At 69.2% G+C, this 11,260-nt stretch carries 8 protein-coding genes; 6 read left to right on the forward strand and 2 right to left on the reverse strand.

The features are described from left to right. A partial coding sequence (locus tag KIT86_RS22200; RefSeq protein WP_297402446.1) for a methyl-accepting chemotaxis protein occupies positions 1–482 on the forward strand: 482 nt, incomplete at its 5' end. A 10-nt stretch (positions 483–492) separates the two neighbouring features. Beyond that, positions 493–2,103, forward strand: a complete 1,611-nt coding sequence (locus KIT86_RS22205) for an ATP-binding protein (protein ID WP_297402448.1) — start codon at positions 493–495, stop codon at positions 2,101–2,103. Here the strand turns inward: KIT86_RS22205 and hpnC are convergent, their stop codons facing one another. Then, positions 2,104–3,003: a squalene synthase HpnC gene (gene hpnC, locus KIT86_RS22210; protein WP_297402450.1), complete on the reverse strand. Its 900-nt coding sequence runs from the start codon at positions 3,001–3,003 to the stop codon at positions 2,104–2,106. A gap of 120 nt (positions 3,004–3,123) precedes the next feature. Between hpnC and KIT86_RS22215 the strand changes: the two genes are divergently transcribed. From KIT86_RS22215 to KIT86_RS22225, 3 genes are all read left to right on the forward strand, one after another. Then, a complete protein-coding gene (locus KIT86_RS22215; protein ID WP_297402452.1) occupies positions 3,124–4,233 on the forward strand; it encodes an efflux RND transporter periplasmic adaptor subunit in 1,110 nt (369 codons plus the stop codon). An 8-nt stretch (positions 4,234–4,241) separates the two neighbouring features. Further along, the gene (locus tag KIT86_RS22220; protein ID WP_297402453.1) at positions 4,242–7,409 is read left to right on the forward strand and encodes an efflux RND transporter permease subunit; all 3,168 of its coding nucleotides are present in this window, start codon (positions 4,242–4,244) and stop codon (positions 7,407–7,409) included. An 81-nt stretch (positions 7,410–7,490) separates the two neighbouring features. Then, positions 7,491–8,393 (forward strand): LysR substrate-binding domain-containing protein, encoded by a 903-nt coding sequence (locus KIT86_RS22225; RefSeq protein WP_297402455.1) that lies wholly within the window; start codon positions 7,491–7,493, stop codon positions 8,391–8,393. Between the two features lie 3 nt (positions 8,394–8,396). Here the strand turns inward: KIT86_RS22225 and KIT86_RS22230 are convergent, their stop codons facing one another. Then, a complete protein-coding gene (locus KIT86_RS22230; protein WP_297402457.1) occupies positions 8,397–9,644 on the reverse strand; it encodes a D-amino acid dehydrogenase in 1,248 nt (415 codons plus the stop codon). Positions 9,645–9,829: 185 nt separating this feature from the next. On the opposite strand from KIT86_RS22230, the gene KIT86_RS22235 reads away from it, so the two are divergent. After that, entirely contained in the window at positions 9,830–11,170 is a 1,341-nt protein-coding gene (locus KIT86_RS22235; protein ID WP_297402459.1) for an aspartate aminotransferase family protein, read from the forward strand. Positions 11,171–11,260: the final 90 nt, after the last annotated feature.

Genomic DNA, 11,260 nt, shown 5'->3' on the forward strand with positions numbered 1-11,260 from the left:
CGAGCCACCGCATCGCGGAGTTCGTGGACATCGTGGACGGCATCGCATTCCAGACCAACATCCTGGCCCTCAACGCCGCCGTGGAGGCCGCTCGGGCGGGCGAGCAGGGCCGGGGTTTCGCGGTGGTCTCCACCGAGGTTCGCACGCTGGCGCAGCGCAGCGCGAACGCCGCCAGGGAAATCCGCGAACTGATCGACGGCAGCCTGGCCGGCATCCGCGAGGGCGCCACCCAGGTCGAAGCCACGGGCGCGCGCATGAACGAGATCGTGGCGCAGGTGAGCGACCTGGCGCGGCTGATCACCACCGTCAACGCGGCCTCCTTGCAGCAGACCCGCGAGATGGAGCAACTCAACACCGCCGTGGGGCGGCTCGACGAAATGACGCAGCAGAACGCGGCGCTGGTGGAGCAGAGCGCTGCGGCCGCCAACGCCTTGAACCACCAGTCGCAGAGCATGAAGACGGCGGTGGGCATCTTTGCCTGAGGAGCAGACCATGTCGCCGATGCCCATGCCGGCCGCCGAAGACGTGATGCGGCGCCTCCAGATGCTGGAGATGATCGTGGAGAACACCTCCAACATGGTGGTGGTGACCGACGAGGAGCGCCGCATCACCTGGGTCAACGCCGCCTATTCGCGCATCACCGGTTGGCAGCGGGACGAATGCGTGGGCCGCCGCCCCGCCGAGCTGCTGCATGGCCCGCAGACCAGCGCCCTGTCGCTCTCCCGCCTGGGCGCGATGCTGCGGCAGGGGCAGGCGGTGCGCGACTTCGAGTTGCTCAACTACAAGCGCTCGGGCGAGCCGTACTGGGTGTCGCTCAACATCGAGCCGATCCGGGATGCCGCGGGCCGGTTGACCAGCTATGTGTCGATCCAGACGGACATCACCGAGCGCAAGCAGCGCGAGCTGCTCATGGCCGACCTGCAGCGCCGGCTGGAACTGGCGCAGCGGCTGGCGCGGCTGGGCCGCATCGAGCACGACGAAGACACCGGCCGCTCGCGCTGGACCTCGGAGATCTACCGCATCCTCGGTCGCGAGCGCGACGACGAGGCGCACGACATGAGCGCGTTCATGGCGCATGCCCACGAGCAGGACCGACCCATGCTGCAGGCCACGCTGGACGCGGCCTTGCGCACAGGCGAGGAGATCGACGTGGAGTTTCGCGTGGTGACCACCACCGGCGCCTGCCGCTGGGTCCGATGCCGGGGCGTGCCGCACGTGGGCACGCACGCCGTGGCGCTGCCGCTCACGTTCTCGGTGCAGGACGTGACCCTGTACAAGAACCTGATCGAACAGCGCCACCGGCGCAACGAGGACCTCAACCAGCAGGTGCTGATGCGCACCCGGCAACTGGAAGAAGCCTACGGCTCGCTGGAGGAGTTTTCCTACGCCCTCTCGCACGACCTGCGCACGCCGCTGCGCCACATCGCCGGGTTCGCCGAGCTGCTCAAGGAAGAGGTGAGCGCGGGCAGCGCGCAGGGCGGCCTGCCGTACTGCGACAAGATCATCCGCGCCGCGGTGCAGATGAGGCACCTCATCGACGGCATGCTCTCGTTCGCGCGCCTGGGCCGCAAGGGCATGAAAGTGGGGGCGGTGGACATGGCCGCGCTGGTGGACGAAACCGTGGCGGCGCTGGCGATCGACGCGGGCATGAAGCGGCTGCGTTGGCGCATCCAGCCTGGCCTGCCGACGGTGCAGGGCGACCCGGTGCTGCTGCGCGAGGTGTGGGTCAACCTGCTGGACAACGCGGTGAAGTACGCGTCGCACCGCGAGGTGATCGAGATCGAGGTGGGCTGGCAAGCGCTGCCCGACGGCACGGCGTTTCACGTGAGCGACAACGGCGTGGGCTTTGAGCCGGGGCAGGCGGAGCGCTTGTTCGGCATGTTCCAGCGCCTGCACAGCGACCCGCGCTTCGAAGGCGCAGGCATCGGGCTGGCGCTGGTGCGCCGCATCGTCGAGTACCACGGTGGACGCATCTGGGCCGACGCCCGCCCCGATCAAGGGGCCACCTTCCACGTGTTCTTGCCGCTGGCGGTGGCGCCGCAGGCCGCCGACGAAGCCGCCCCGCGGCCCGAGGCGGCGTCTGGGGTCGACCGCGGCGCCTGACTACATCCAGAGCGCGCGCCAGGCCAGCCGGGGCAGGTCGCCCTTGCGCAAGGTCACGCGGGTCTGCCAGCTGCGGTGATGCCGCGCGGCGATGCCATCGAGGATGCGCAGGCCGCCCTGGACCACCAGGCGCAGCTCCCAGCCGGCCCGGCCCGGCACGCGGTGCACCAGGGGCGCGCCTTGCTGCATGCGCTCCCGCGCATCGGCGCAGAGTTCGGCCACCACCGCCTGCATCGCGGCTTCCTTTGCACCGTTGTCCGAGGCGAAGTCGCCCACCGCCACGTCCTGACGCCGCAAGGCGTCGGCTGGCAGGTAGCAGCGCCCGCGCGGCAGGTCCACGCTGATGTCCTGCCAGAAGTTGATCAGTTGCAAGGCGCTGCAGATCTGGTCGCTCTGCCGCAGCGAAGCGGCGTCTCGCACCCCATACAGGTGCAGCAGCAGGCGGCCCACGGGGTTGGCCGAGAGGCGGCAGTACGCCAGCAGTTCAGCGGTATCGGCGTAGCGGTGGCCACTGGCGGTGTGGCGCACGTCTTGCTCGAAGGCGCTGATCAGGTCGTGCAGGCACTGGGCGGGCAGGGCGTGCCGGCGCGCGGCCTTGCCCAGCGCCAGGAAGATGCCCGGCCAGCGCGCTTCGGGCATCTCCAGCGTGGAGCGCGAGGTGGGTTGCAGGCAACGGTGAAGTTCGGCGCGGTAGGCCGCCAGATCGGCCAGGCGCTGTGCCGCAGGCGCATCGCCTTCGTCGGCGATGTCGTCGGCCGTGCGGGCGAAATGGTAGATGGCCGCGACGGCCGGACGCAGCGCCGGCGGGCACAGCCAAGAGGCGACGGGAAAGTTCTCGTAGTGCCCGACACCCGAGCCCAGCGGCGTTGCATCAGGCCCGTTGGATGACGCTTTTGTCATGAAGAAGTGCTACGCATTTGAACTACAATTTTGGTTACTAACCGGTCAGTCATTAGTGTAGTGCGCCCAAAGCGCGCCTTCACGCCCTGTGTTTCCACCCCCGCACCCGCCTGCAACACCATGAAAACACCGCATTTTGTCCTGATCGCGACCGCCGCCCTGGTGCTGTCGGCCTGCTCCCGCCCCCCCGCGCCGCAGGAGCCGATCCGGTCGGTCAAGCTGCTCACCGTGGGCATGGGCAACGTCGTGACGCGCAGCGAGTACGCCGGTGAGGTCAGGGCGCGCAGCGAGTCGCGGCTGGGCTTTCGGGTGGGTGGCAAGCTGGTGCAGCGTCCGGCCGAAGTCGGGCAGCGGGTGAAGCCGGGGCAGTTGCTGGCGCAACTGGACGCGCAGGACCTCATGCTCTCCAGCCAGGCTGCTCAGGCCCAGGTGAGTGCGGCCCAGACCCAGCGCGACCTCGCCGCCGCCGATCTCAAGCGATACCAGGATCTGCAGGCCCAGGGTTTTGTCAGCGGCGCCGAGATCGAGCGCCGTCAGGCCACCCTGCAATCGGCCGAAGCCACGTTGCGCCAGGCCAGGGCCCAGGGCGCGGTGCAGGGCAACCAGGCGGGCTACGCGCGGCTGCTGGCCGATGGCGAGGGGGTGGTGCTGTCGGTCGACGCCGAGGTGGGCCAGGTGGTGGCCGCGGGCACACCGGTGGTGAGGGTGGCGCGCGATGGCGCGCGCGACGTGGTGATCGCCGTGCCCGAAGACCGGGTGGCGCAGATCCGGCCCGGTGCGACAGCGCAGGTGCGGCTCTGGGCCGGCGCGGGCGCAGCCCCGGGTCACGCAGCCCCCCTGGAGGCCACGGTGCGCGAAGTGGCGGCCAGCGCCGACGCGGCCACGCGCACCTACCAGGTCAAGCTCTCGCTGCCCGATGGCACGGCGGTGCCGCTGGGCGCCACGGCCCGTGTGACGCTGGGTGGCGCAAGCACCGCGCCCGCCGTGATCAAGTTGCCCAGCAGCGCGCTGACGCGCTCCGACCAGGGCGACCGCCAGGGCTCGGCGGTGTGGGTGTTCGACGCCGCTGCCAGCACCGTGCAGCCGCGCGAAGTGCAGGTGGCCGGCGCCGACGGCAATGAGATGGTCATCGTGGCCGGTCTCAAGCCGGGTGAGGAGGTGGTCGCCACCGGGGTGCATGTGCTCTCGCCGGGGCAGAAGGTCACGCGCTTCACCGCCGCCACGCAGTGAGGCCCGGCATGAACGACGCCTCCCCGACGACGAACAACGCCGGCGAGCCAGCCGGCTCCTGGGTCTCGCGCTTCAACCTGTCGCAATGGGCGCTGGACCACCAGGCCTTCACCCGCTACCTGATGATCGTGCTGATGGTGCTCGGCGTGGCCGCCTACTTCCAGCTCGGCCAGGACGAGGACCCCCCGTTCACCTTCCGCGCCATGGTGGTGCGGGCGTACTGGCCCGGCGCCACCGCCGAACAGGTCGCCGAGCAAGTCGCGGATCGCCTTGAGAAGACGCTGCAGGAGGTGCCTTATGCGGACAAGATCCGCAGCTACTCCAAGCCGGGCGAGACCTTGATCATCTTCCAGCTCAAGGACTCCGCGCCACCGCAGGAGGTGCCGCAGATCTGGTACACCGCGCGCAAGAAGGTGGGCGATATGCGCGGCACCCTGCCTCAGGGCGTGGTGGGCCCGTTTTTCAACGACGAGTTCGGCGACGTGTACGGCGTGATCTACGCGCTGCAGGGCGATGGCTTTTCGCCGGCCGAGAAGAAGCAGGTGGCCGACGGCGTGCGTCAGCGCCTGCTGCGCGTCAAGCACGTGAGCAAGGTGGAGCTGTTTGGCGTGCAGGACGAGAAGCTCTACATCGAGGTCTCGCAGAAGCGCCTGGCCACCCTGGGCCTGAACCTTCAGCAGGTGCTGGACGGGCTGGGGCAGCAGAACGCGGTGGAATCGGCCGGCGCGGTGCAGACGCCGCAGGACGTGGTGCAGGTGCGCGTGGCCGGCGCCTTCAACTCGGTGGAGCAGTTGCGCGCCATGCCGATCCGCGCGGCCAACGGCACGCAGATCCGCCTGGGCGACATCGCGAAGATCGGCCTGGGGTACGTGGACCCGCCGCAGGTGCTGGTGCGCCACGACGGGCACGACAGCATCGCGCTGGGCATCTCCATGGCCAAGGGAGGCGACATCATTGCCCTGGGCAAGGCGCTCAAGACCACCGTGGCCGACATCGAGGCCACGCTGCCCGCGGGCATGGCGCTGACCCAGGTGCAGGACCAGCCCAGTGCGGTCACGAACTCGGTCAACGAGTTCGTGAAGGTGCTGATCGAGGCGGTGGTGATCGTGCTCGCGGTGAGCTTCCTGGCCCTGGGCCTGCACCGCCGCCCGGGCGGACGCGGGCTCAGGCGCTACGTGCTCGACATGCGACCTGGCCTGGTGGTGTTCATCACCATTCCGCTGGTGCTGGCCATCACCTTCCTGGCCATGCACTACTGGGGCATCGGCCTGCACAAGATCTCGCTGGGCTCGCTCATCATCGCCCTGGGCCTGCTGGTGGACGACGCCATCATCGCGGTGGAGATGATGGTGCGCAAGCTCGAAGAGGGCTACGACATGATGCGCGCGGCCACCTTCACCTGGGATGCCACGGCCATGCCCATGCTCACGGGCACGCTGATCACCGCCGCGGGGTTCCTGCCCATCGGCCTGGCCAACTCCACCACCGGCGAGTACACCTTCGCGATCTTCGCGGTCACGGTGCTCGCGCTGGTCATCTCCTGGGTGGTGGCGGTGCTGTTCGTGCCCTACCTGGGCGTGGTGCTGCTCAAGGTGAAGCCGCACGCCGAGGGCGAGCCGCACGAAGTGTTCGACGGCCCTTTCTACGTGCGTTTCCGCGCGGTGGTGGACTGGTGCGTGCAGCACCGATGGCTGACCATCGGCGCGACCATCCTGACCTTTGCGCTCGGCATCGTCGGCATGGGCAAGGTGCAGCAGCAGTTCTTCCCCGACTCGAGCCGGCCCGAAATCCTGGTGGACATCTGGCTGCCCGAAGGCAGCAGCATGCCCGCCATGGACGAGGTGACGCGCCGGGTGGAAACCCGGCTGGCGAAGGAAGAGGGTGTGCGCAGCGTGACCACCTGGGTGGGGTCGGGCGTGCCGCGTTTCTACCTGCCACTGGACCAGATCTTCCCGCAGACCAACGTCTCGCAGATGATCGTGCTGCCGCACGATCTGCAGACGCGCGAGCGCCTGCGCAAGGCCTTGCCGGCCCTGCTGGCGACCGAATTCCCCGAGGTGCGTGGCCGCGTGAAGCTGCTGCCCAACGGCCCGCCGGTGCCGTACCCGGTGCAGTTCCGCGTGGTCGGCACCGACCCGCAGGTGCTGCGCGGCCTGGCCGACGAGGTCAAGCAGGCCATGCGCGAGAGCCCGAACATGCGGGGCGTGAACGACAACTGGAACGAGTCGGTGAAGAAACTGCGGCTGGAGGTGGACCAGGCCAAGGCGCGTGCGCTGGGCGTGTCGAGCCAGTCGATTGCACAGGCCTCGCGCACCTTGCTCTCGGGCACCACCGTGGGCCAGTACCGCGACGGCGACAAGCTGATCGACATCGTGCTGCGCCAGCCGCTGGAGGAACGCGAGGCGATCACCAGCCTGGCCAATGCCTACCTGCCCACGGCGAGCGGGCAGGCGATTCCGCTGTTGCAGATCGCCAAGCCGGTGTTCGACTGGGAGCCTGGCGTCTTGTGGCGCGAGAACCGCGACTATGCGATCACGGTGCAGGGTGATGTGGTCGAGGGCCTGCAGGGTGCGACGGTGACGGCGCAGTTGCAACCGAAGCTCAAGGCGATCAGCGACAGCTGGGCCGCTCGGGGCCTCGGTGCGTACCACATCGAGGTGGCGGGTGCGGTGGAGGAAAGCAGCAAGGGCTCGGCGTCGATCGTGGTGGGCGTGCCCTTGATGTTGTTCATCGTGTTCACGCTGCTCATGCTGCAATTGCAGAGTTTCAGCCGCTCGATGCTGGTGTTCCTGACCGGGCCTCTGGGGATGGCCGGGGTGGCGGGGGCCTTGCTGTTGCTGAACCGGCCGTTCGGCTTCGTGGCCTTGCTGGGGGTGATCGCCCTGATGGGGATGATCCAGCGCAACTCGGTCATCCTGATCGACCAGATCGAGCAGGACCGCGCGCGCGGTGTGCCGGCCTGGGACGCGATCGTGGAGGCGGCGGTGCGGCGCATGCGGCCCATCGTGTTGACGGCGGCGGCGGCGGTGTTGGCGATGATTCCCTTGTCCCGCAGTGTGTTCTGGGGGCCGATGGCGGTGGCGATCATGGGGGGGCTCATCGTGGCGACGGTGCTGACTTTGCTGGCTTTGCCGGCGATGTACGCGGCCTGGTTCCGGGTTCGGCGGGCTGCCTGAGTTCTTGGTTTCTCTCTCCTCGACCTCTTGGGTCGTCGGGCCGCTCCAGCCGGCGAAAAACATGGTGAACAATAGCCCTCCATGCGCCTCAGACACATCGAAGTTTTCAACGCGGTGATGCTCACCGGCAGCGTGAGCGCCGCCGCCCGCATGATCAACGTCACGCAGCCCGCCGTCAGCCGCACGCTGCAGCACGCCGAGATCCAGCTTGGCTTCCAGCTGTTTCAGCGCGTCGGTGGGCGCCTGCGGCCCACCGCCGAGGCGCAGACCCTGTACCCGCACATCGAGCGCCTGTTCGCCCAGCTTGACGAAGTGCAACGGCTCTCCGCCAGCCTCAAGGCCGGGCGCGGCAAGGGCGAGCTGCGCGTGCTCACCGTGCTCGCCCTGAGCTACGAAGTGTTTCCGCGCGCCATGCGCCTGTTCCGCGAGAAACATCCCTCCGTGCGCGTGCACCACGAAGCGCTGCACTCGCCCCAGATCATTGCCTCCCTCGTGCTGCAGGAAGCCGACGTGGGCTACGTCTTCAGCGCGGTCTCACACCCGGCGCTCGTGCAGGAACAACTGGCCGACCGCCACGTGGTGTGCGTCGTGCCCAAAGGCCTGCTGCCCGCGCGCCAGGTCAAGGCCGGCACCATCACACTGGCCCAGCTCTCCCGGCTGCCCGTCATCGCCCTCGACGGCCAGGACCCGCTGGGTCTGCTGCTGGCCCACACCGTGCGCGACAGCGGCGCTGGACTCCAGGAGGTGATGACCGTCCAGACCTACCACGTTGCGCTGGCGCTGGCGCACCACGGCGTGGGCGTGGCCATGGTGGAGAGCTGCACCGCGGCCTCGGCCGACCCCGCCAAGGTCGATGTGCTCCGCCTCGAACCCACCGTGCCGACCACGGTGCGCATGCTGCGGCCCACCGCCCGGCCGAATTCGCTCACCACGCGGGCGTTCACGCGCTGCATGCAGCAGGCGCTGCTGGAGACCGCCGGCTGAACTTCAGAGGCCGCTCTGGCGCAACTGCGCCGCCAGCCGCTGCGCGCTGCCAAAGGCCAGCGTGAAGCCCAGCGCACCGTGCCCGGTGTTGAACCACAGGTTGCCGGGCCCCGCGCGCAACCTCCCCAGCACCGGCAGCCCGGTGGGTGTGGCGGGCCGAAGGCCGGCCCAGGGGCGCAGGTTGTCGAAGCGGCTGGCCTCGGGGAACAGCGCCCGCGCGCTGCCCACCAGCGAATCGATGCGGTCGCTCGGGATCTGGGTGTTCTCACCCACCAGCTCGGCCATGCCGGCCACCCGCAGGCGCGAGCCCAGGCGCGCGAACACCACCTTGCGGGCGGCGTCCGTCACGTTCACGCGTGGCGCCGCGCCGGGTGCATCGCTCACGTCCAGCGTGAGGCTGTACCCCTTGAGCGGGTAGACCGGCACGCGCAGGCCCAGGGTGCGCGCCAGCGGGTGCGAGGCGGTGCCCAGCGCGACCACGAAGGCGTCGGCCTCGATCTCGCCGCGCGGGGTGTGGGCCGCCACGATGCGGTCGGCCGAGCGCACGAGCCGCGTGACGGGCGTGTCGAACTCGAAACGCACGCCTTGCGCGCGCAGCAGGCGAAGCAACTCCAGGCAGAGCTGATGGCAGTCGGCCGCGCACTCGCTCGGGGTGTGGATGGCGCCCGCAAAGCGCGGTGCGTAGCCCGCCAGCGCGGGTTCGACCGCCACGCATTCCCTCGGTGAGAGCGCGTGCTGCGGCACGCTGCCGAGCTGTTGCTGCAGCGCCATCTGGCGCCGCGCGGCGGCGAAGCTGGCCTCGTCCGCATACAGCACGAGCTTGCCGGTGGCGGAGAAGTCGCAGGCCACGCGTTCCTCGGCCATGAGGCGCTCGAAGCCTGCACGGCTCTCGGCCGCCAGGGCCAGCAGGCTGGCCGTGGTGCGCTGCGACACGCTGGCGCGGCAGGCGGCGAGGAACTGCAGGCCCCAGGCCCACTGGTGCGGGTCGGGCTGCAGGCGCAGCTTCAGCGGTGAGTCGGCGGCGAACAGCAGCTTGGGCAGCTGGCGCCAGATGCCGGGATCGGCCAGCGGCTGCACGTAGGCGTAGCTCAGTTGTGCGCCGTTGGCCGCGCTCGCGCCGGCACCAGCCTGTGCGCGATCGACCACGGTGACCTCGAAGCCCTCGCGCCGCAGCTGCCAGGCCGACGCCAGACCGACGATGCCGGCGCCGAGCACGCACACGTGGGGGCGCTGTGGGGACAAAGCGTTCATGGGCCGAACTGTAGGGACAGCGCGGCCGGTCGAAAAATGCCAATCGCGACAACGCCCATGCCGCGAACTCATGGGAAGGCCATAACCGAAAGGCATGGACGGGGGTGAAAAAGGCATTTTTCCCGGGGCGCCCACGCTGCCTACACTGCGCCTGAATTGCTGTTCGCCACTTCGTTCTTTGCCGCATGAGTTCCACCCGCGTCTTCCACCGTCAGTTGCACCGCCCCATGCCCTTCGCCGTGAGCGGCCACGGCATCACCTTGACCGACCAGTCCGGCAAGACCTACCTCGACGCCTCGGGCGGCGCGGCCGTGTCATGCCTGGGGCATGGGCACCCCGATGTGCTGGCCGCGATGCACGCGCAGATCGACCAGCTGGCCTACGCCCACACCAGCTTCTTCACCACCGAGGTGGCCGAGGAGCTGGCGAACGTGCTGATCGATTCGGCGCCAGCGGGCATGAGCCATGTGTACTTCGTGAGCGGAGGGTCCGAAGCGGTGGAGGCCGCGCTGAAGATGGCGCGCCAGTACTTCGTCGAGATCGGCCAGCCGCAGCGGCAGCACTTCATCGCCCGCCATCAGAGCTACCACGGCAACACGCTGGGCGCGCTGGCCGTGGGCGGCAACGCCTGGCGGCGCGAGCAGTTCAAGCCGCTGCTGATCGACGTGACCCATGTGTCGCCGTGCTACGCGTACCGCGACCGGCGCGAGGACGAGAGCGACGAGCAGTATGGCCAGCGCCTGGTGGCCGAGCTGTCCGATGCCATCGACCGCCTGGGCGGCGAAAACGTGATGGCCTTCGTGGCCGAGACGGTAGGCGGCGCCACGGCGGGTGTGCTCACCGCCGTGCCCGGCTACTTCAAAGGCGTGCGCGAGCTCTGCGACCGCCACGGCATCCTGCTGATCCTGGACGAGGTGATGTGTGGCATGGGCCGCACCGGCACGCTGCATGCGTGCGAGCAGGAGGGCGTCGCGCCGGACATCCAGGCCATCGCAAAGGGCCTCGGCGGCGGCTATCAGCCGATCGGCGCAATGCTCGCGACGGCAAAAATCGTCGACACCATTCGCAGCGGTTCGGGTACGTTCCAGCACGGTCATACCTACCTGGGCCATCCCATGGCCTGCGCCGCCGCGCTGGAAGTGCAGAAGATCATCGCCGAGGAAAACCTGCTCGACCAGGTCAAGGCGCGCGGCGCGCGGCTGGAGCGGCGGCTGACCGAGCGCTTCGGCAACCATCGGCACGTCGGCGACATCCGGGGACGCGGCTTGTTCCAGGCCATCGAGCTGGTCGCCGATCGCGCAACGCGCACGCCGTTCGATCCGGAGCTCAAGCTTCATTCGCGCATCAAGGCGCGGGCCTTTGAGCTTGGACTGGCCTGTTATCCGATGGGTGGCACCATCGACGGCCGCCTCGGCGACCATGTCGTGCTGGCGCCGCCCTATATCACCAGCGAGGGCGAGATCGACATGATCGCCGACCGGCTGGGCCAGGCCGTCGACGACGTGCTGAAGGGCGCGGGACCATAGGCGCAGCCGGTTGCGCCTCACGAACTCGACCGCACCAGCGCGATCAGCTCTTCGCCATAGTGCTCGAGCTTCCTGTCGCCGATCCCGGCG

Origin of the sequence: Hydrogenophaga sp. (assembly GCF_026125825.1) — a bacterium.
In the GTDB taxonomy this organism is placed as follows: domain Bacteria; phylum Pseudomonadota; class Gammaproteobacteria; order Burkholderiales; family Burkholderiaceae_C; genus Hydrogenophaga.

What these genes read in the sequence shown, in the direction of transcription:
- KIT86_RS22205 (WP_297402448.1), top strand. Translation starts at nt 493, where the DNA reads ATGTCGCCGATGCCCATGCCGGCCGCCGAAGACGTGATGCGGCGCCTC.
- hpnC (WP_297402450.1), bottom strand. Translation starts at nt 3,003, where the DNA reads ATGACAAAAGCGTCATCCAACGGGCCTGATGCAACGCCGCTGGGCTCG.
- KIT86_RS22215 (WP_297402452.1), top strand. Translation starts at nt 3,124, where the DNA reads ATGAAAACACCGCATTTTGTCCTGATCGCGACCGCCGCCCTGGTGCTG.
- KIT86_RS22220 (WP_297402453.1), top strand. Translation starts at nt 4,242, where the DNA reads ATGAACGACGCCTCCCCGACGACGAACAACGCCGGCGAGCCAGCCGGC.
- KIT86_RS22225 (WP_297402455.1), top strand. Translation starts at nt 7,491, where the DNA reads ATGCGCCTCAGACACATCGAAGTTTTCAACGCGGTGATGCTCACCGGC.
- KIT86_RS22230 (WP_297402457.1), bottom strand. Translation starts at nt 9,644, where the DNA reads ATGAACGCTTTGTCCCCACAGCGCCCCCACGTGTGCGTGCTCGGCGCC.
- KIT86_RS22235 (WP_297402459.1), top strand. Translation starts at nt 9,830, where the DNA reads ATGAGTTCCACCCGCGTCTTCCACCGTCAGTTGCACCGCCCCATGCCC.